Annotated in this window: 15 protein-coding genes and 1 tRNA gene; 11 read left to right on the top strand and 5 right to left on the bottom strand. The window is 65.4% G+C overall.

Annotated features, from left to right (window positions below; genetic code table 11):
• Window positions 1-64: 64 nt before the first annotated feature.
• From ACQPYH_RS11930 to ACQPYH_RS11970, 9 genes are read left to right on the top strand one after another with little or no spacing between them, the layout of a single operon-like run.
• Window positions 65-2,260 carry a DPP IV N-terminal domain-containing protein gene (locus ACQPYH_RS11930; protein ID WP_432890057.1) on the top strand — a complete coding sequence of 732 codons (2,196 nt, stop codon included), beginning with the start codon at window positions 65-67 and terminating at the stop codon, window positions 2,258-2,260.
• A 16-nt stretch (window positions 2,261-2,276) separates the two neighbouring features.
• Window positions 2,277-3,257, top strand: coding sequence for an ABC transporter permease (locus tag ACQPYH_RS11935; RefSeq protein ID WP_432890059.1), 981 nt, complete (start codon window positions 2,277-2,279; stop codon window positions 3,255-3,257).
• Between the two features lies 1 nt (window position 3,258).
• Window positions 3,259-4,173, top strand: coding sequence for an ABC transporter permease (locus tag ACQPYH_RS11940; protein ID WP_432890061.1), 915 nt, complete (start codon window positions 3,259-3,261; stop codon window positions 4,171-4,173).
• Window positions 4,170-6,296 carry a dipeptide ABC transporter ATP-binding protein gene (locus tag ACQPYH_RS11945; protein ID WP_432890063.1) on the top strand — a complete coding sequence of 709 codons (2,127 nt, stop codon included), beginning with the start codon at window positions 4,170-4,172 and terminating at the stop codon, window positions 6,294-6,296. The genes ACQPYH_RS11940 and ACQPYH_RS11945 overlap by 4 nt, the downstream gene beginning before the upstream one ends.
• Window positions 6,297-6,330: 34 nt before the next feature.
• Window positions 6,331-8,055, top strand: coding sequence for an ABC transporter family substrate-binding protein (locus ACQPYH_RS11950; protein ID WP_432890065.1), 1,725 nt, complete (start codon window positions 6,331-6,333; stop codon window positions 8,053-8,055).
• 37 nt (window positions 8,056-8,092) lie between these two features.
• A complete protein-coding gene (locus tag ACQPYH_RS11955; protein ID WP_432890067.1) occupies window positions 8,093-9,538 on the top strand; it encodes an aminopeptidase P family protein in 1,446 nt (481 codons plus the stop codon).
• A 32-nt stretch (window positions 9,539-9,570) separates the two neighbouring features.
• Window positions 9,571-11,046, top strand: a complete 1,476-nt coding sequence (locus ACQPYH_RS11960; protein WP_432890069.1) for a S10 family peptidase — start codon at window positions 9,571-9,573, stop codon at window positions 11,044-11,046.
• Window positions 11,039-12,715: a DUF885 domain-containing protein gene (locus ACQPYH_RS11965; RefSeq protein WP_432890071.1), complete on the top strand. Its 1,677-nt coding sequence runs from the start codon at window positions 11,039-11,041 to the stop codon at window positions 12,713-12,715. The genes ACQPYH_RS11960 and ACQPYH_RS11965 overlap by 8 nt, the downstream gene beginning before the upstream one ends.
• The gene (locus ACQPYH_RS11970; protein WP_432890073.1) at window positions 12,712-13,938 is read left to right on the top strand and encodes an amidohydrolase family protein; all 1,227 of its coding nucleotides are present in this window, start codon (window positions 12,712-12,714) and stop codon (window positions 13,936-13,938) included. The genes ACQPYH_RS11965 and ACQPYH_RS11970 overlap by 4 nt, the downstream gene beginning before the upstream one ends.
• A gap of 300 nt (window positions 13,939-14,238) precedes the next feature.
• Here ACQPYH_RS11970 and ACQPYH_RS11975 read toward each other — a convergent pair whose 3' ends face one another.
• From ACQPYH_RS11975 to tenA, 4 genes are all read right to left on the bottom strand, one after another.
• Window positions 14,239-15,114 carry an ATP-binding domain-containing protein gene (locus ACQPYH_RS11975; RefSeq protein WP_432890075.1) on the bottom strand — a complete coding sequence of 292 codons (876 nt, stop codon included), beginning with the start codon at window positions 15,112-15,114 and terminating at the stop codon, window positions 14,239-14,241.
• Between the two features lie 170 nt (window positions 15,115-15,284).
• Window positions 15,285-15,357, bottom strand: a tRNA-Lys gene (locus ACQPYH_RS11980).
• Window positions 15,358-15,403: 46 nt separating this feature from the next.
• A complete protein-coding gene (locus ACQPYH_RS11985; RefSeq protein ID WP_432890077.1) occupies window positions 15,404-16,951 on the bottom strand; it encodes a phytoene desaturase family protein in 1,548 nt (515 codons plus the stop codon).
• Window positions 16,948-17,610: a thiaminase II gene (gene tenA / locus ACQPYH_RS11990; protein WP_432890079.1), complete on the bottom strand. Its 663-nt coding sequence runs from the start codon at window positions 17,608-17,610 to the stop codon at window positions 16,948-16,950. Before tenA ends, ACQPYH_RS11985 begins: the two co-directional genes overlap by 4 nt.
• 92 nt (window positions 17,611-17,702) lie before the next feature.
• Between tenA and ACQPYH_RS11995 the strand changes: the two genes are divergently transcribed.
• Window positions 17,703-19,412 (top strand): aminotransferase class V-fold PLP-dependent enzyme, encoded by a 1,710-nt coding sequence (locus ACQPYH_RS11995; protein WP_432890081.1) that lies wholly within the window; start codon window positions 17,703-17,705, stop codon window positions 19,410-19,412.
• A gap of 52 nt (window positions 19,413-19,464) precedes the next feature.
• Window positions 19,465-20,451 (top strand): cation diffusion facilitator family transporter, encoded by a 987-nt coding sequence (locus ACQPYH_RS12000; protein ID WP_432890083.1) that lies wholly within the window; start codon window positions 19,465-19,467, stop codon window positions 20,449-20,451.
• On the opposite strand, the gene ACQPYH_RS12005 is transcribed toward ACQPYH_RS12000, so the two are convergent.
• Window positions 20,448-20,612 (bottom strand): hypothetical protein, encoded by a 165-nt coding sequence (locus ACQPYH_RS12005; RefSeq protein ID WP_432890085.1) that lies wholly within the window; start codon window positions 20,610-20,612, stop codon window positions 20,448-20,450. The genes ACQPYH_RS12000 and ACQPYH_RS12005 overlap by 4 nt on opposite strands.
• Between the last annotated feature and the right edge of the window lie 50 nt (window positions 20,613-20,662).

Consider the following 20,662-nt stretch of genomic DNA (forward strand, 5'->3'; position numbering starts at 1 on the left):
CCGGGAGGAAGTCATTTACAGTGTTGAGGACTACGCTCGCGCGGAATCGTTTCTGCCTTGGCAGGTGGAGACTCGGATTCCCGGAGAAGTCACCGAAATCGCGTGGATCCCGGGATCGTCCCGGTATCGGTTCAAGCTGAGTACGCCGGAGGGCTGGCGCTACCGCATCGCCGATGCGTCGGCTGGTACCGAACACCGGGACGCGTTCGACCATGAATGCCTGGCTGCTGCGCTGGCCGAAGCAATCGACGAGAAGGTTGATCCCGATCGCCTGGTGCCGACGCGGATCGACTACCGGGGCGCCGATGATCTCGAGTTCGACCTCGACGATGCCCGGTGGCGCTGGAACGGCGGCGAGTTGCGGCAGTTCAGTGAGGAAGACCAATTCGGGGTACGTTCGCCGGACGGCACCAAGCTCGCATTCAATCGTGATCACGACTTGTGGGTCCGTGAGGTGTCGACAGGCATCGAGCGCCGCCTGACCAGTGGCGGCAAGGAAGGGTCGTTCTACGGCGCAGTTCTGCCGTCACCGCTGCGCGCCGCCGGACTGCCTGGCGCGGGACAGCCGTGGAAGGACACCAAGGTCCTGTGGTCGCCCGACGGCAGCCGTCTGCTCACGCATCGGATCGACACCGCGGGTGCCGGGACCATCACCATGAGCCTCTCGACGCCGCGGTCCGGCAGCATTCGACCGGAGGCGGTGGAGTACTTCTATCCCTTGCCGGGCGATGATCCGCTGCCGACGGCGACTCTGCTCATCATTGACCTGGCATCTGGCGACAGCACCCCGATCGGTATCGCACCGCTGGAGCTCTACTACTACGGCAGTCCGATCCCAGGCCCCGACAGCATTTCGCCCAACATGTGGTGGCGACAGGACGGGGCAGCGCTCTACCTGTTGCGGGGGTTCCGCGGCAATCGGCGTGCGGCCTTGTATGAGATCGGTGTCGACGGATCAAGCCGAGTCGTCGTTGACGAGGAGGCGGACACGCCGGTCGACTCCAACCTGTCGACGGCGGGTCCGGTGAACCACCGGATCATCGAGGATGACGATCTGACCCTCTGGTACTCACAGCGTGATGGCTGGGGCCATCTGTACACGTACCGCACCTCGACCGGGGCGCTGCTCAAGCAGCTGACATCGGGGGAGTGGGCGGTCGCGGATGTGCTGCAGGTCGGCGACGGGTACGTCTACTTCACTGCCGTAGGCAAGGATGTCGGTGAGGATCCGTATCTCCGTCGGCTGTACAGGGTACGGCTGGACGGTACGTCGGCTGAGCCGGAGTTGCTGACCCCCCAGGACGGTAGTCACGAGGTCAGCTTCGCGCCGGACGGTGGCTTCTTCATCAGCGTGTGGTCGAAGGTCGACAAGGCCCCGGTGGCGGAGCTGATCCGTTCCTCGGGGGAGAGCGTCGGCGTCATCGCCGAAATGGACCTGTCGGCTCTGACCGAGTCCGGTTGGCAGTTCCCGGAACGCTTCTCGGCTCCGTCCCGGGACGGCAGTACCCAGGTCTACGGCGTGATGGTGCGACCGACCAACTTCGACCCGGACAAGAGTTATCCGGTGATCGATTCGATCTACGGCGGCCCGCAGATGAACCAGGCTCCGATCGGGCTGACCGGAGCGGCGCGGATCTGGGCGGCACAGGCGATCGCCGAACTCGGTTTCGTCGTCGTGCTGATCGACGGGCTAGGCATGCCGTACCGGTCGAGGGAATTCCGTAACCACTCGTACCGCAATCTCGGCGATGCCGGCCTGCTGGATCACATCAGCGCGTTGCGGGAGCTCAAGTCCCGCTACCCGTATCTCGATCTCGATCGGGTCGGGATCTTCGGGCACTCGGCTGGTGGGTACGCCTCGGCGCACGCGATCCTGGCACATCCGGAGTTCTACAAGGTCTGTGTGTCGGGTGCCGGCAACCATGATCATCGGATCGACAAGGCGTGGTGGATCGAGCGCTACCAGGGCTGGCCTGTCGGTGGTCACTACGTCGAGCAGGCCAACCGGACCCTCGCCGGCAGGTTGCAGGGCAAGTTGCTGTTGATTCACGGTGAGGCCGACGAGAACGTGCCGGTCGCGTCGACGCTGTCGCTGGCCGACGCGTTGATCGCCGCCGACAAGGACTTCGACCTGCTGATCCTGCCGAACCGGTCGCACGCCTGCGGTTCGGAGCCGTACGTGATCAGGCGTCGGTGGGACTACTTCGTCCGGCACCTGGCCGGGCAGGAGCCACCGAGCTACAGCATCCGCAAGCCCTGAGAGCGGAGTTGCGTAAGTGCCTAAATACTTGGCTCGCCGCATCGGCGGCTGGTTGTTGATGGTCATTCTGGCAACCAACATCACATACTTTTTGGCAAATGCCTTTCTTGATCCGCGCACGCTGTTCGTCGGTCGACGGCCGCCGCTGACGGAGACGCAAATCGAGACTTTGTTGCGGGCGAACAACCTCGACAGCCACGTGAGCATTTTCGTGCGCTGGTGGACGTGGGCGAAGGGCATCGTTCTGCACTGGGACTGGGGAAACAGCCCCACCGGGGACCCCGTGAATTCCGAGATCGCCTTCCGTATCGGGGTCAGCGCCGAGTTGCTGCTGGGCGCGTTCGTGCTGTACACGATCATCGGCATCGGCCTGGGCATCTACAGCGCATCCCGGCAGTACAAAGTGTCGGACCGCATCGTCCAGGCCATCTCGATCATCACGCTGAACATCCCGGTGGTGGTGATGTCGCTGGCGACCGTGCTGGTGGCCATCTGGTTCAACCAGAAGATCGGGGCCCGAATGTTCTACGTGACCGGCTCGTCCTCGGCCGACGCGCACGGGTTCGGCAAGGTCGCCGATCTGCTGCAACACCTGACGCTGCCGACGATCTCGCTGGTGCTCATCAGCTATGCCGGCACCCAGATGCTGCAGCGGTCGTTGCTCTTGGACACCATATCGGCTGACTACGTGCGAATGGCGCGGGCCAAGGGACTGACCAAGGCGCAAGCGATCCGCAAGCACGCCTTGCGGACGTCGTTGATCCCGGTCGCCACCCAGGTGGCCTTCTCGATTCCTGGCCTGTTCACCGGTGCTGTGCTGACCGAGACGATCTTCAACTGGCAGGGCATGGGCCAGTACTTCATCGACACGCTGAACAAGATGAACATCAACGGAGTGGTCGCAGTCGCTGCCTTCGGCGCCCTGATGACAGCGATCGGCGCCGTCCTAGCCGATATCGCCGTGGTATTCCTGGACCCGAGAGTGCGGGTGCATTGACATGAGCGTCGGTGATGTCGATGACCAGTTGACTGCCGCTCCGGCGGGGACCAGGCGCAAGCGGTTGTCGCGACGGGCGCTCTACACCCGCCGCTTTCTTCGGAACCGTCCGGCGGTGGCGGGCCTGATCATCTTCGGCGCGATCGTCGGATTCTCGATCCTCGGCGGACTCCCTGCCCGGCACAGTTATCTGGAGACCGATTTCCTCAACCTCTCGAGCCCCCCGTCGGCCGATCATTGGTTCGGAACCAACGATGCCGGCAACGACCTGTACGCAGAAACGGTTCACGGTCTGCAGCGCTCGTTGATCATCGCCTTGGTCGTCTCCACCGGTACGACGGTGCTTTCTGCAGTCATCGGTGCCACGGCGGCGTACTTCGGCGGCGCTTTCGAGCGGGTGGTGCTGGGCGTCATTCATTTCCTGATGGTCGTGCCGACCTTCCTGATCCTGGCTCTGTTTTCGAACCATTCCGGTGGCAGCTGGATCGTGATCGCCGTGATCATGTTGCTGGTCAACTGGTTCTGGCCGGCCCGCGTCATCTGGACGTTGTCGTTGTCGATCCGTGAGCGTGAGTATGTCAGCGCCTCCCGTTACATGGGCGTGCCCGGACTGCGCATCGTCGTTCGGCACATCATTCCGAACATCGGCTCGTTGCTCATTATTCAATTCACGCTCGGGGTGGTCGGTGCGGTGATATCGGAGACCGGACTGTCGTTCATCGGATTCGGTGTCAAGCCGCCCGATGTATCGCTGGGGGCGCTGATCGGCAGCGGCGCGGACACAGTCTCGAGTGCACCCTGGCTGTTCTACTTCCCAGCAGCCGCTCTGACCTTGTTGACGGTGTCGATGGCATTGGTCGCTGACGGCCTACGGGATGCTTTCGATCCTCAGTCCGCGGCGGGGGGCCGCGCATGACCGAGACGAAGATGGCCGATTCGCTGCCGTCCAGGCGGTCCGATGCACTGCTCGCACTTCGTGATCTGCGGGTGACTTTCCCGTCGGAAGCCGGCCGGGTGGACGCCGTCACCGGAGTCTCGTTCGACCTGCAGCCCGGCCGGACGCTGGGCATCGTCGGCGAGTCCGGTTCGGGCAAGTCGGTCACCTCCCTGGCGATCATGGGCCTGCTGGACGAGGCGGCCTCGGTGCGTGGATCGATCAAGCTCGACGGCCGGGAACTGCTCGGGCTGGACGACCGGGCCATGTCGAGGATCCGTGGCAAGGACATGTCGATGGTCTTCCAGGATCCGCTGTCCACCTTGACCCCGGTCTTCACCATTGGTGACCAACTGGTCGAGGCGCTGACGATCCACAACGCCATGGGCAGACGTCAGGCGGCCGAACGGGCCGTCGAACTGCTCCGGCTGGTCGGGATCCCGCAACCGGAGAGCAGGTTGAAGTCCTTCGCACATGAGTTCTCCGGCGGCATGCGGCAGCGGGTCGTGATCGCGATGGCCATCGCGAACAACCCGCAGGTGATCATCGCCGACGAGCCGACGACGGCTCTCGACGTCACCATTCAGGCCCAGATCCTGCAGGTGCTGAAGCGCGCCCAGGAGGAGACGGGTGCTGCCGTCATCATGATCACGCACGACATGGGCGTCGTGGCGAGCGTCGCGGATGACGTCGTCGTGATGTACGCCGGCCGACCGGTCGAGCATGCCGGGGTTCATGAGGTCTTCGCCCAGCCGCGGATGCCCTACACGATCGGGCTGCTCGCCGCGATTCCGCGAGCCGATCGTCATGAGACGCAGCCTCTGGTGCCGATCCGGGGTAACCCTCCGATCCTGATCGACCTGCCCGACCAGTGCCAGTTCGCAGACCGCTGCCCGATCGTGCTCGATGCCTGCCGAGGCGAGGTTCCTCAGCTCGTGGAGGTCCTGAATCGCTCGAACGACGACACCGGTGACAGGCACGATCGAGACTCCGTGCACCAGGTTGCCTGTATCCGTGCGGGTGAGATCGGAGCCGGAGGCACCATCAACGGCCGGCCGATCTTCCCGATCCCGGAGATCGCCGAAAGTGAGCTCGCACAGGTTCCTCGTGGTGAGCGCAAGCCGGTGCTGGTTGTCGACAACCTGGTGAAAGAGTTCCCGCTATTGAAGGGCGCGGTTCTCAAGCGACGCATCGGTACGGTCTACGCGGTCAACGGCATCTCCTTCGACATCCGCGAGGGGGAGACGATGGCGATCGTCGGGGAGTCCGGCTGCGGCAAGACGACCACCCTGTTGGAGATCATGGAGTTGGCGCCCCAGCACGGGAGCGACATCCAACTCAACGGTCGCAGCGTCACGGGCCTGAACAAGCGCGAGCTCAGGACTCTGCGTCGCGACCTGCAGATCGTCTTTCAGGATCCGATGGGTTCACTCAATCCGCGATCGACCGTCTTCGACCTGATCGCGGAGCCGATGCGCGCCTTTCGGTACTCGTCCGACGAGGTCGAGAAGCGTGTCGAGGAACTGATGGATCTGGTCGGCCTCAATCCGGAGCACAGCGACCGGTTTCCGGCTGCGTTCTCCGGCGGGCAGCGGCAGCGGATCGGCATCGCGCGAGCTCTCGCGACCAATCCGCGGCTGATCGTGCTGGACGAACCGGTATCGGCGCTGGACGTCTCCATTCAAGCCGGTGTCATCAACCTTCTGGAAGAACTGAAGGCAAAGCTGGGCATCTCGTTCCTGTTCGTGGCGCACGACCTGTCGGTGGTCCGCCACATCGCCGACCGAATCGGTGTGATGTATCTGGGCAAGTTCGTCGAGTACGGCGAGGTCGGCGCGGTCTTCGAGGATCCACAGCATCCGTACACGGCGGCACTGCTGTCGGCGATCCCGCTACCCGACCCGGTGAAGGAACGCGCCCGGGAACGAATTCTGCTGACCGGTGACCTGCCGAGCCCGATCGACAATTCCCCTGGGTGCCGGTTCGTGAGCCGCTGCCAGCTCTATCAAAGTCTCCCACCGGATCGCCAGGCGCACTGCCGGGACGAGACACCAACACTCACCGGTGTCGAGGGTGTGCATGTCAATGCATGCCATTGGCGGTGACGATGTGCACTTTCCTGACGGAAGGAAACAAGAGATGCGACCTCGTAATGGGATCTTCGGCGCGGTGGCGGGTGCGATGGCTGTTGTGCTGACGATGTCGGCATGCTCGGCCGGCAAAAGCAACGGCTCCGGCGGTGGGGACGACGAGACGAAGAAACTTGCCAACGCGTTCAGCGTGGACTGGAACCCGCAGCCGCGGGACAAGATCAAAGACGGCGGCACGGTGACGATCCCGGTCACCGAGATTCCGTCGCAGGAGAACACGATGGCCGTCGGTACGACGACGGCGAGCGCGGCGATCTGGAACTGGTACAACCCGCAATTGACGTTCTTGACGCCCGAGGGCAAGTGGTCCTACAACAAGGACTATCTGTCCGACATCAGCCAGTCCGAAACGGGCGGCAACACGGTTGTCACGTACACCCTGAATCCCAAGGCTGTCTGGAATGACGGCACACCGATGACGTGGAAGAGTTTCGAGCTGACCTGGAAGTCCTGCAACGGGTCGGATCCGAAGTACCAGACCACCAGCGACTGCTCGAACGTCACATCGGTGAAGCAGGGGACGAACGACCGGCAGGCCGTGGTGACCTACAAGGGTCCGTACGCCTGGTGGCAGAGCGGGTTCGGAGCAGTTCTGAATCCGCATGTCACCGACTCCAGCATCTTCAACAATGCCTACCAGAACAAGTTGCCGGCGGAGTGGGGCGCCGGGCCGTACACGGTGGCCAGTGCCAACTTCAAGACCGGCCGGATCGTGTTCAAGCGCAACCCGAAGTGGTGGGGCGACAAGGGCAAGCTGGATCAGGTCGTCTATCAGCAGATGGAGGAGACCGCCGAGATCAACGCGTTCAAGAACGGCGAGGTCGATATGGCGGCGACGGCCACCAAGGACCGGCTGGCCCAGGTCCAGAGCATGTCGGACGTCACCGTCCACCGCTCGACGTCGAACGGCATCGGCCTGCTGATTCTCAACGCCTCTCGTCCTCAATTGAAGGACATCAACGTGCGGAAGGCGATTCTGGAGGCGATCGACCGCACGACCTTGGCCAAGATCCAGTACAACGGACTCGGCTACACCGGCGCCGTCGGCGGATCGCTCATCTTGCTGCCGTTCCAGGACGGCTATTCCGATTCGGTCGGCAACGCCGGATACAAGTTCAGCACCGATGAGGCGAACCAGCTGCTCGATGCCGCCGGCTGGACGAAGGGCGCCGACGGTCTCCGCGAGAAGAACGGCGAGAAACTCACGATCGAGTTTCCGTTGTCCGGAGACGATCCGAGCACTGTTGCCCAGGGCAAGGCGATCATCTCGATGGAGAAGCAGGTCGGCGTGACCGTCAACATCAAGCAGATCGCCAGCGCGGACTTCATCAAGACGCTCACCGGTCACGGCTGGGACGCCTTCATGTCCGGCTTCTCGATGAGTGACCCGTACGGCGCGAACTACATCTGCTACTTCTACTGCTCCCCGGCCGCTGCATCGGCGGGTGCGGGCAACAACAGCGCCGCCGGCACCACGGCCCTGGACAAGCAGTTGCAGGCACTGTCCAAGATCCCGGACCCGAAAGCGCAGACCCAGGCGGCGATGAAACTCGAGTCCGACTGGTACAAGCAGACCTGGGGTGAGCTCCCGACCGTCAACGGCCCCGCTGTGGTCACGACCAAGAAGGGATTGGCCAACCTCGCACCAGTTCCGTTCTTCGGGCTGGCCGCCTACGGGTCGGTTCCGGTGCAGGACTTCGGCTGGCAGAACTGACCTGCTCCAGGATCGACAACGACGGAAGCGAGCGACGGTGAGTACATTCACAACCAACGATCACAAGATTCCCTATCTGGGAACCCGGCCGCCGCGGCTGGCCGCGGTGCCGGCCTTCGTCGACAGCATCGGCCAGGGCTGGGATGACCGGACGATCCCGGCACCGGTCAGCGACGGTGCTGCAGCGTCGGCTGCCGCACATCGCGACCGTCTGCGCGAGGCCCTGCCGGGCAGACTGCTGCTGGTGGCCGCTGGCCGGTCGCCGGTCCGCGTCAACGACACGTCCTACGACTTCCGAGCCGACAGCGACTTCCTTTGGCTGACCGGTGTCGGGATCGAGGACGCGTACCTGCTCGTCGGCTCGGATGCGTCAGCGGACACGTTGTTCATGCCGCCGCCGTTCCGCCCCGGCGAGACCGGCTTCTTCTCCAACGCCTCGCACGGGGAACTTTGGGTCGGCCCGTCGGCCGGGCTCACTGAATGGTCCCAGGCACTGGGCATCACCGTCCGTCCGGTCTCGGAGCTCACATCGGCACTGTCCGGGGCCGGCACGGTTCTGGCTGGCCGCCGGGTGCCAGCCACAGAGTTCGCGGCAGAGCGCTCCGAAGAGCTGGATCGAGTCTGTTCAGACCTTCGCAGGATCAAGGACGACTGGGAGGTCGGCCAACTCCGGTACGCCGTCGATCAGACCGTTGAGGGCTTCGCAGCGGTCGCCCGGGAGATCCCGGCGGCGATCCGAGCACGCGGCCCGGTGCGTGGCGAGCGCTGGCTGCAGGGCACGTTCGATCGGTACGCTCGGGCCGTCGGCAACGGGCCCGGCTACGCAACCATCGTCGGTTCCGGCTCGCATGCCCCGATCCTGCATTGGGTGCGGTGTGACGGCCCGATCCACGACGACCAGGTGTTGTTGCTGGACATGGGTGTGGAGGCGGACACCGGCTACACCGCCGATGTCACCCGGACGCTGCCGGCCTCGGGCACCTTCAGCGCCGACCAACGTCGGGTTCACGATCTGGTCGAGCAGGCCCATCGTGCGGGCTTGGCCCAGGTTCGTCCCGGGAACACCTACAGCGACTTCCACTTCGCGTCCATGGAAGTGGTTGCTCGTGGCCTGCGGGACTGGGGACTACTGACGGTCTCGGTCGACGAGGCTCTGTCGCCCGCGGGTCAACAGCATCGGCGGTGGCTCGTCTGCGGCATCGGTCACCATCTGGGGCTGGACGTCCACGACTGCTCGCAGTCGAGCTGGCAGACCTATCACGGCGCTCCGCTCGAGCCTGGCATGGTGTTGACCGTTGAGCCCGGCCTCTACTTCCACGCCCACGATCTGACGGTGCCGCCGGAGCTTCGCGGGATCGGTGTTCGGTTGGAGGATGACGTGCTGGTGACTGGCGAGGGGTCGGACGTTCTGAGTGACGCGCTCCCGATCGACGCCGACGGGCTGGAGGTGTGGACGCGCGAGAGGCTCGACCAGCAACCGTGAGGACAACCTGAAGCTGGGAAGGATCGGATCACGTGCCGACCGAGAACGATCACGACGACAAGGCCGAGGACGCCGGCGATACCAAGGAGCCGACGGACAACCTGGTCACCACGACGCACACCATCAGCGGTCCCGGCTGGGAGGTCGAGTACGAGGCGATCACCGGCACGATGGTGATCAACGAGGAACTCGTCGAGGACGAGAAGTTCGCCGGTCACAAGCCGAAGGCCGAGGTCTTCGTCACGTCCTATGTGGCCAAGGGCGGCGACGGCGATCGCCCGGTGGTGTTCGCGTTCAACGGCGGGCCGGGCTCGAGTTCGGTCTGGCTGCACCTCGGGCTGTTCGGGCCGCGCCGGGTGCTGGCGGGCGATGTCGACGATCCACGGACCGCGCCGTACGGGATCGCCGACAACGCCGAAACGCTGCTGCGGTTCGCGGATCTGGTCTTCATCGATCCGATGACCACCGGCTACACCCGCGCGGTGGTCGGCGGAAAGCCGGCCGAATACCACGGCTACACCCGTGATCGTGACCTTGTCGGCGAGGTGATCAGGATCTGGCTCGGCCGGCATCAGCGCTGGCTGTCCCCGAAGTTCCTGGCCGGCGAGTCGTACGGCACCACCCGCGCCGCTTCGCTGGCCGGGCAACTGGTCACCCGCCACGGCATCGCCCTGAACGGGATCATCCTGATCAGCGCGGTGCTGGACTTCGGCACCATCCGCTTCACCCGCGGAAACGATCTTCCGTACGTGCACTTCCTGCCGACCTACGCGGCGACCGCCGCCTATCACCGTGGCCTCAACACAGCCGAGGTGGAGGAGCGGATCGAACGGGCCCGGACGTACGCCGCCGAGACCTACGCGCCGGCGCTGGCCAAGGGATCGCGGCTGTCGGCCGACGAACGGGCCGAGCTGGCCGATGGCCTGTCGGAGTTGACCGGCCTGGATCCCGGCTACATCGAACGAGCCCGGTTCCGGATCGAGCACAAGCACTTCTTCGCCGAACTCCTGCGTGACCGTGGCCTGGACACCGGCCGGTTGGACACCAGGTTCACTTCGGTGCCGGCCAACCTGAACAACGAGGAGCAGGAGACCGACCCGTCGCACATGTTCATCTTCTTGCCGTACACCGCGGCGTTCAATCACTACGTCCGCGCCGAACTGGGGTTCCACAGTGACCTCGAGTACGAGATCCTGACCGATCGCGTACAGCCCTGGTCCTATCAGGAATTCGAGGGCCGGGCAGTGACGATCACGGACGAGTTGTCCGCCGCGCTGCGGGCACAGCCCGACCTGCGGGTGTACGTCGGGTTCGGTTACTACGACGCCGCCACACCGTTCTCGGCCAGTGAGTACGTCCTGGACCATCTCGACGTACCGTCCGCGATCACCGACAAGATCGTCCGGAAGTACTATCCGGCCGGGCACATGACCTACGTGCACGAGGAATCCCGGGTAGCGCAGTCCGCTGATATCGCATCCTTCGTGCTTGGGGAGAGTCATGAGTGATCAGTACGACGGCTTCAGCAAGATCGCCGAGGACGAATGGGCCTGGCGTCGGCAGGAGTTCCCGGACCACTCGCTGGACGAGCCGCTCGAGCCACGGCTGCCCGACGTCGGACCGGAGCGACAGGAGTACAGGGCCGTCCGCTGGCGGGAGGTCGATGATCAACTAGAGAAGATCGACCGAACCAGGCTGACGCCCGAGCAGGCCGAGGATTTCGACGTCTACCGCTTCCAGATCAAGACCCTGATCGGCCGGCAGGCGTACCGGATGTTCGAACGGCCGGCCAACGCGGACTCCGCCTTCTGGATAGACCTGACGAGCCAGTCCCGTCGCCGGCTCGGATCGGCCGATGACGCCGAGACCTATATCGAATGGTTGCGGCAGGCCCCTGCTTACATCGATCAGAACATCGAGAACATGCGCGCCGGTGTCAAGCGTGGCTTCGCTCCGGCCAAGGTCTCGATGATCGGGCGGGAGGCAACGATCCGGTCGGTCGCGGAGTCCCGGCCCGAGGACGTGAGCTTCGCCCAGCCGTTCGGCACGCTGCCCGAGACAGTCGCCGGGCGCGCGCGGCTGATCAGCGTCGGTCACGACGTACTCACCACCGACGTCCTCCCGGCGTACCGTAGGCTTCTGCAGTTCTTCACGAGTGAGTACTTTCCCGGCCTGCCGGACGACATCGCGGCGGTGAACGGTCCGGGCGGCGAGGAGTTCTACGCTTCTCAGCTGCGCGAGTACGCGACGACCGAGCTGACCGCCCGGCAGATCCACGAGATCGGCCTGGAACAGGTGGCCTCCCTCCGCGACGAGATGGCCGAGGTCGCCGCCTCGGTGGGATTCGTCGACGCCGACGCGATGCTGGCGTTCATGCGTAGCGACCCGAAGTTCTATGCGACCACGCCGACGGAACTGCTGCGGTTCGCGGCGTGGCAGGCCAAGAAGTTCGACGCCGTCGCGCATCACTACTTCGGCCGGATGCCGCGGATGCGATTCGGCATCGAGGAGCCGCCGCCGGACCTGGCGCCGTTCTACACCTTCGGACGCGGCGGACCGCACCGCTACATCCTCAACACCTACAATCTGGCCGCCAGGCCGCTCTACTCGATCCCGGCACTCACCCTGCACGAGGCTGCCCCCGGGCATGCGTTCCAGATCCCGTTCGCCCTCGAACAAACCCAGCACCCGGAGTTCCGGCAGAAGGTCTACATCTCGGCGTACGGAGAGGGCTGGGGACTCTACAGCGAGCGGCTCGGCGTCGAGATGGGCATCTACGAGACGCCGTTCGAGCTGATGGGCATGCTCAGCTACCAGATGTGGCGCGCTGTCCGGCTGGTGATCGATCCTGGAATGCATGCCTTCGGCTGGAGCCGTGAGCGGGCGCAGGACTACCTCCGGAACAACACCGCGATCAGCGAGCATGAAGTCGTGACGGAGGTCGACCGCTACATCGCCTGGCCCGGACAGGCAACGGCGTACTACCTCGGAATGCTCAAGATCATCGAAGCCCGTCGCCGGGCCGAAGAGTCACTCGGGGCTGATTTCGACGTCCGGAACTTTCATGACCAGATCCTGTCGCTGGGGAGCGTGCCGCTGCCGGTGATCGATCACGCGATCGACAGCTTCATCGCCAGGCGCGGATCGTCGCCGTTCACCGAACCGGAGCCGCGATGATCACCAGTATCAGCAACGCCACGGTCCTCGACCTCACCGGCACGGAGGCGACCTTGGTACCCGACCAGCAACTCGTCATCGAGGATGGTCGGATCCGGTCGGTCGGTGCCGCGCAGCAGGTCCATGACCGTGAATCGATCACCATCGACGCGGGCGGCCGGGTGGTCATGCCCGGGCTGATCGACGGGCATGTCCATGTCACGGCGTACGAGGTCGACCTCAGTAGGCTCGAGGATGTTCCAGCGAGCTATCGGGCCTTCCGGTCGGCGGAGCTCCTGCAGGGGATGCTGGATCGCGGCTTCACCACCGTGCGCGACGTCGGCGGTGCGGACGTCGGGTTGGCGCGCGCGGTCGGCGAGGGTCGGGTGTCCGGCCCGCGGCTGATCTTCGGTGGTCGCGCGCTGTCGCAGTCCGGCGGGCATGGCGACGGCCGGTCGCCGGGCCGTGACCATCATGACGATTGTTGTGAGTCGTTGAGCACCATCGCCGACGGTGTTGACGAGGCACTCCGTGCCGCCCGGAACGAGCTTCGGCGCGGAGCGCACCACATCAAGATCATGCTCGGTGGCGGCGTCGCGTCGCCGACCGACAAGATCTCCGATCTGCAGTACTCGCCGGAGGAGATCCGGGCAGCAGTTCTCGCTGCGACCAACGCCGGCAAGTACGTCGCCGGTCACGCCTACACGACCGCTGCCGTGCGGCAGGGCCTCGAGAATGGGGTCCGTTCGATCGAGCACGGCAACCTGATGGACGAGTCCGTCTTCGGGCTCTTCGCCGAACGTGATGCCTACTACGTCCCGACGCTGGTCGCCTACCAGGCCATGGGCGAGGCGGGGACGTCGATCGGGCTGACGGCGGACAACGTACGTAAGAACGCCCAGGTCATCGAGCGCGGCCTGGCCACCCTGGAAGCCGCCGACCGCGCCGGGCTCAAGATCGTCTTCGGCACCGATCTGCTGGGCGAGCTGCAGAGTCAACAGAATCGGGAATTCACGATCCGCAAGGAGGTCCAGAGCGCCGAGTCGATCATCCGCTCCGCGACCACAGTGGCGGCAGAGTTGATCGGCATGGCCGGCGAGGTCGGTGTCCTCGCACCCGGCGCCGTCGCCGACCTCCTGATCATCGACGGCAACCCACTCGAGGACGTCGCCGTACTCGCCGATCCAGCCAAGACCCTACGGGCGGTGATCACAAACGGCTCGATCCACCACTGCGACCTCTGAGCCCCACCGCCCGAACACGTCGAAGTCGCTCACAAGGTATCGGTGAGTGATGCTTGACCTGAGGTCATGGGCGGATCGTCAGTGAGATTGGAAAATTCGTCCCTTTCGATCGCAAGTCGTGGATCGATTCTGCCGATTGCGTCGATGGGATCGACTCCGTCTCCTTTGTCCGCGGGTTCGATGCCGTCCTTCGGTTCAGCGCTCGCGGTGCGTGCCTGCAGCCAAGAAAGATGATCGAGCGAACTTCCCAGTTATCCGCACCAAGTGCTCGCCGTGGTCCTGTCGGTCCGCGACGGCAGGTTATGCGTCCTGCTGTGGAAACGCGCGCGGAGCCCGCACCGCGGCCGTTGGGCGCTTCCCAGCGGCCGCGGCGAGCCCGCGAGCGGCTGCGGAAGCCATCACCGCCCACCTCGCCACGAAGGTCGACGTTCGCGACGTCGCCCACCTGGAGCAGTGCACCTGGTCCTGGGAGCGGGTGACTGCGGTGTAGAAGAGTTCGCAGGTGAGGAGCCGCGAGTCTTCGCCGGGAAGCAGCACGGTCACTTCGGCGGCTTGGCTGCCTTGGGATTTGTGGATTGTCATCGCGTGCAGGGTCTCGACGTTACCGAGTCGGCCGGGCGAGAAGTCGAGGCGGCCGCGAGTACTCTCGATGTAGACGTGCAGGAAACCGTCCGGTCGTCGCGCGGTGACGCTAACTCGCCGTTGTAGATGCCGAGGCCGTAGTCGTTGGCGGCGACCAGGATGGGCCGGCCGACGTACCAGGTGTCCCAGAGAGGGTCTTCGGTCTCCTCGGTGATCCAGCGCTCGATGGTCCGGTTCCAGTACGTGACGCCCCCGGGCCGTCGCGGTGGGCGCAAAGCAGGCGATGCCGTTGGAGTGCGGCCAGGGCGGCGTCCGCGTTGCCGGCTTCGGCAGCTTGCCGGATCGCGAGTACGTCCGGGAGCAGTGCGGATCGCAGTGTCTCTCGTGGTCTTCGTCCTCGATGAACGTGACCCGATCGCCACCACGGCGGAGCACGGTGAGTACGTCGTCCGGACGGTCCTCATGGATCGCGAGCGCCAGGTTGCCGATCTCACTGCCGAAACGGTGGGACCTGCGCAGCTCGGCTGCCTTCGCGTGTCCGCCGGCGACCAATCCTTCGACGAGGGCGGTCGGCGGAAACCGAGATTCCGGCAACGATGCGCAGCGATGTGATGTGACGCACAGTCACGATCAGATGAAGGTCGATCGGAGCGAGCGGCGAGAATTGGCCGATTAGATCTGCGTCGGCCAAGCGCAAAGTGGTGCGTAAGTGGTGTGTCGGAGACACAGCAAAGCCCAGGACACTCGCGTGACCTGGGCTGTTGTGCGCCGCCAGGGACTCGAACCCCGAACCCGCTGATTAAGAGTCAGCTGCTCTGCCAATTGAGCTAGCGGCGCGAACGAAGAGAAGATTAGCAGGGGGATCGGGGAGATGCGAAATCGGTTAGCGGGTGAGGATGGTCATGGCGGCGTTGTGGCCTCCTAGGCCGGAGACGGCGCCGCCGCGGCGGGCGCCGGAGCCGCAGATCAGGAGGTTGGCGACGTCGGTTTCGGTGCCCCAGCGGCCGGCTTCGGAGGGGTCGGTGACCCAGGGCCATTGGAGGTCGCCGTGGAAGATGTGGCCGCCGGGCATGCCGACGGATGCCTCGATGTCGTACGGCGTTTTGGCCTCGATGCACAGGTTGCCGTCGGCGTCGCGGGCGATGCAGTCCTCGAGCGGTTCGGCCAGGTACGACTCGAGGCCGGCCAGTACGCGGCGGGTGGCTTCGGTGCGGACAGAATCGTTGTCTGAGGCAAACAATCGGGCCGGGAAGTGGACGCCGAAGACCGTCAGGGTCTGGTGGCCGGAGGCAATCAGTTCGGGGGACAGGATCGTCGGATCGGTGAGGGAGTGGCAGTACACCTCGGACGGCGGTACGGCGGGCAGCTCACCGCGCAGAGCGGACTGGTACGCCGTCTCGAGCTGGCTGTAGTCCTCGTCGATGTGGAACGTGCCGGCGAACGCCCGCGCCGGATCGTCGCCGGTCTTCAGGGCCGGCAGACGACGCAGCAGGAGGTTGATCTTCAGTTGCGACCCCTCCGGCTTCTCCACTCCGGTCTGGCCACGCAGCGCAGCCAGGGTCGACGGTGCGACGTTCGACAGCACCCAGGAGCAGTCCACTGACCGCTCACCATCGCCGCCGAGCCAGGTGACCGAGCCGCGGACCCCGTCTACTTCGACAGCGGTCACTGCCGAGTTCGTGACAAGTACGGCGCCTGCACGCCGAGCTGCAGCGGCCAGTGCATCGGTGACCGCGCCCATGCCACCGACAGGCACTCGCCACTCACCAGTGCCGTTGCCGATGAGGTGGTAGAGGAAGCAGCGGTTCTGGATCAGCGACTTGTCGTGCAGTCCGGCGAACGTACCGATGACGCCGTCCGTCGCGACGACTCCACGGACAGTGTCGTCGGTGAAGCGCCGTTCGATGGCCTCGCCGAGTGGCCGCTCTACCAGCTCGTCCCAGAGCGCACCGTCGACACGGGAACGCATGTCAGCGGCTGTCTGGAGTGGCTCGAGCAGAGTGGGCGCCACAGCCTCAGCCAGCGAGCTGACCGAGCCATAGAAGTCCGCCCAGGCCTCGTACTCCGCGTCGCCGCCGGTCAGGGCCTGGAACGACTCGCGCGTGACCGCACCCTCTGGTCGCTCGACCATGAGGCCGACGTCGCGACCAGAACGGCGTACCGGGGTGTACGACGCGACCGCGCGCGACCGGAGGTCCAGACTGAGGCCGAGGTCGGCGACGACCTTGTCGGGCAGCAGGCTGACCAGATACGAGTACCGGGACAGGCGGGCGTCCACACCCGGGAAGACTCGCTCGCTGACCGCTGCGCCACCGGTGTGGGCCTGTTGCTCCAGGATCAGCGTGGACAGCCCGGACTGGGCCAGATACGTGGCGGCGACCAGGCCATTGTGCCCACCGCCGACTATGACGACGTCGTAGAAGTCCTTCATCCCACCGGCCAATCGAGCTCGTGATAAGCGGCGTCCCAGAACATCCATTCGTAGCGGCACGTCATCGCGAAGTGCTGATGACAACGGTCCCGCTCCGCAGCCCCCACGTCCAGTCCGTCTGTCACAGCGAGCACGTCCTCGACGACCGCGTCGAACTCCTCGGAGCCGTACGTCTCGATCCACTTCCGGTACAGCGGGTCCGGTGAGGACCGCTTGAGCAGCTCCCGCCCGACGTCGCGGTAGATCCAGTAGCAGGGCAGCACGGCGGCCACGGCCTCGGCGTACGTGCCGGTGGCACACACAGCTGTCAGATAGGACATGTACGCCGTTGTGGTCGGGCCGGAGCCGGCTACGTCGACATCGGAGGCGGTGATGCCCAGTGACGCCAGCAATGACGTGTGCAGCTCCCGCTCGACCGCGATGGCGTTGGCGGCGTGCAGCGCGAACATGCTGACGGCGTCGTCATCCGGAGCGCGCCCCGCGACCAGGCTGAGTGCCCGCGAGTACGCGCGGAGGTAGTGGCTGTCCTGGATGATGAAGTACCGGAACGCGTCGTGGTCGAGGGTCCCGTCGGTCAGGCCGGTGATGAACGGGTGCCGGACTATCTCGCCGTACACGGAGGCGGCACCGCGGTCCCACAGCTCGCCGGAAAACGTCATCCCAACTCCTCGCCGTTGACTGCGACCGACCTTATCCACAGACGCGGCGCCGGGTACGAGACGAACGTCACTCGTGCGCCCTACTCTGAGGCATGAGTAGCCAGGGGGAGATGCCGCCGGACACGCCGCTGCTGCGGCGGATCCGCGCGTCGGTGATCGGTGACGACCAGGTGATGCCCGGGCCGTACGGTCCACGACGGGTGACGTACGCCGATTACACCGCTTCCGGGCGCGCGCTGACCTTCCTCGAGGACTTCATCCGCGACGAGGTCCTGCCGCGGTACGCGAACACGCACACCGAGTCGAGCGGGACCGGTCTGCAGACCACCCGCCTGCGCGAGGACGCCCGCCGGATCATCCACAACAGCGTCGGCGGCGACGACGAGACCGCGGTGATCTTCTGCGGCTCCGGCGCGACCGGGGCGATCGACAAGCTGATCGGGATCATGGGGCTGCGGATCCCGGCCGAGCTCGACGACAAGTACCACCTGACCGATCAGATACCGCCGGACCAGCGGCCGGTCGTCTTCATCGGACCGTACGAGCACCATTCGAACGAGCTGCCCTGGCGCGAGTCGATCGCCGACGTGGTCGTGATCAGTCAGGACACCGACGGCCACATCGACATCGACCAGCTGGAGTCCAGGCTGCAGGAGTACGCCGATCGGCCGGTGAAGATCGGATCGTTCTCCGCGGCCAGCAACGTCACCGGCATCGTCAGCAACACGCAGCGGGTCTCGGCGCTCCTCCACCGGTACGGCGCTTTGTCGTTCTGGGACTGTGCCGCCGCAGCGCCGTACGTCGAGATCGATATGTATGGCGGACGCGACCAGGACTCGTTGTCGTACAAGGACGCGATCTTCCTCAGCCCGCACAAGCTGATCGGCGGGCCGGGGACTCCCGGCGTACTCGTTGCTCGGCGGGAGCTGCTTCGCAACCGGGTGCCGGACGTGCCGGGCGGTGGGACTGTCGCCTATGTGAACCCGCTCGAGCATCGGTACCTCGATGACCCGGTGCATCGCGAGGAGGGCGGGACGCCGGCGATCATCGGGTCGATCCGTGCCGGGCTCGCGTTCCAGCTGAAACAGGCGGTCGGGATCGACGTGATCCGCGCGCACGAGGATGCGTACCTGCGCCGGGCGGTCGAGGCGTGGAAGGCGGAGCCGGACCTGCAGATCCTCGGCAACCTCGATTCCGAGCGGCTGTCGATCGTGTCGTTCGTGGTGAAGGCTCCGTCGGGGCGGTACCTGCACCACAACTTCGTGGTCGCGGTGCTCAATGACCTTTTTGGCATCCAGTCGCGTGGCGGGTGCTCGTGCGCCGGACCGTACGGTCACACGCTCCTCGGGATCGACATCGACCGCTCGCACCTGTTCGAGGAGGAGATCCTGCACGGCTGCGAGGGGATCAAGCCGGGCTGGGTGCGGGTCAACTTCAATTACTTCATCTCCGAGGCTGTGTTCACGTACGTCGTCGAGGCGGTGAAGCTCGTCGCCCGCGACGGGTGGCGGCTGCTTGGGGACTACCGCTTCGACCCATCGAACGGGCTGTGGCGGCATCATCGGGGCCCGGTCGAGCCGCCGATGCGGCTGTCGCAGGTCGGGTACGACGCCGACGGCAAGCTCAGGTACCCGCGCCACGATCACACCGCGCCCGAGTCTGCTCTCGACGACTACCTCGCCGAGGCTCGGGACCTGCTCTCTACCTGTCAGCAGGTCAGCGATCCGGAGGGCCAGGTGAACACCGACTTCGATCACCTACGTTGGTTCGACCTCCCGTCGCGTTGCCTGATCCGTGACTAGACGCATGTCACGGCGGTCGGGTAGAGCGTTGGCGGGGCATTAGTGTCGTGGTGTGAGCACCGAGGACGAGGCGGGTGGGAGCGAGAGCCTCCTGACAGTGCTGGTCGCGTTGTGCGCGAACCTGTTGATCGCGGTGGCGAAGACGGTGGTCGCCGTGATCACCGGGTCCGCCTCGATGACGGCCGAGGCGGCGCACTCCTGGGCCGACACCGGTAACGAGATCTTCCTGCTGGTCGGGGAGCGGCGGGCGCAGAAGCCGGCCGATCGGAAGCACCCGCTCGGGTACGGACGGGTCGGCTACATCTGGTCGATGTTCGCCGCCTTCGGCCTGTTCACGGTCGGCGCCGCGGTCTCGGTCTGGCACGGCGTCCAGTCGCTCCAGCATGGCGAGGCGGACGGTACGTCGTACGGCTGGGCGTACGCCGTACTCGGGGTCTCGTTCGTGCTCGAGGGGATCTCGTTCACGCAGGCGATGCGGCAGACGAAGGCCGGTGCGCTGGAGCGGATGCTCAGACCGTGGCGGTACGTGCGGCTCACGTCGAACCCGGTCCTGCGGGCGGTGTTCGTCGAGGACCTGTCCGCGCTGATCGGCATCCTGATCGCCACGCTCGCGATCCTCATGCACCAGCTCACCGGCAACGCGGCCTGGGACGCGGTGGGGTCGATCGTGGTCGGCATCCTGCTCGGCGTGGTCGCGCTGTTCCTTATCAGCCGGAACATGGACTTCCTGACCGGCGAGGCGGTCACGCCGCTCGCGCGGAACCGGGTGCTCCGCGCGTTGCTCGAGCACAAGGACATCGAGCGGATCACGTTCCTGCACATGGAGTGGGTCGGCGCCGACCGGATCTTCATGGTCGCCGCCGTCGACGTCACCGGGAACGAGTCCGAGTCCGAGGTCGCCGCCCGGCTGTACGCGATCGAGGACGCGCTCAACGCCCGCAAGGAGATCCAGCAGGCGATCCTCACGCTCTCGCGCCCCGGCGACGCCACCAGCCTCCAGCCGAGCCAGCTACCGGCCTGGTACGTCGAACCGTCCTAGGGCACGTTCGCGAGAAACCGCGCGCGATCGACCACGACGCGCTCCAGCTCACCGTCCGCGATGAGCTCGAGCCAGGTCAGTAGGCGCGGCGTGGCGAGGACCTCGACGTCCCCACTGCCGACGGCAAGCGCGGTGTCCGCGGGTGTCACTTCATGGCGCACGGCAAGCTGCCCCTTCTCGGCCCGTCGGCGGGTGTACGCTCCCGCCCGTG

Source organism: Kribbella sp. CA-245084 (assembly GCF_050942355.1).
In the GTDB taxonomy this organism is placed as follows: Bacteria; Actinomycetota; Actinomycetes; order Propionibacteriales; family Kribbellaceae; genus Kribbella.

What these genes read in the sequence shown, in the direction of transcription:
- ACQPYH_RS11945 (WP_432890063.1), top strand. Translation starts at nt 4,170, where the DNA reads ATGACCGAGACGAAGATGGCCGATTCGCTGCCGTCCAGGCGGTCCGAT.
- tenA (WP_432890079.1), bottom strand. Translation starts at nt 17,610, where the DNA reads ATGACGTTTTCCGGCGAGCTGTGGGACCGCGGTGCCGCCTCCGTGTAC.
- ACQPYH_RS11985 (WP_432890077.1), bottom strand. Translation starts at nt 16,951, where the DNA reads ATGAAGGACTTCTACGACGTCGTCATAGTCGGCGGTGGGCACAATGGC.
- ACQPYH_RS11995 (WP_432890081.1), top strand. Translation starts at nt 17,703, where the DNA reads ATGAGTAGCCAGGGGGAGATGCCGCCGGACACGCCGCTGCTGCGGCGG.
- ACQPYH_RS11970 (WP_432890073.1), top strand. Translation starts at nt 12,712, where the DNA reads ATGATCACCAGTATCAGCAACGCCACGGTCCTCGACCTCACCGGCACG.
- ACQPYH_RS11965 (WP_432890071.1), top strand. Translation starts at nt 11,039, where the DNA reads ATGAGTGATCAGTACGACGGCTTCAGCAAGATCGCCGAGGACGAATGG.
- ACQPYH_RS11950 (WP_432890065.1), top strand. Translation starts at nt 6,331, where the DNA reads ATGCGACCTCGTAATGGGATCTTCGGCGCGGTGGCGGGTGCGATGGCT.
- ACQPYH_RS11940 (WP_432890061.1), top strand. Translation starts at nt 3,259, where the DNA reads ATGAGCGTCGGTGATGTCGATGACCAGTTGACTGCCGCTCCGGCGGGG.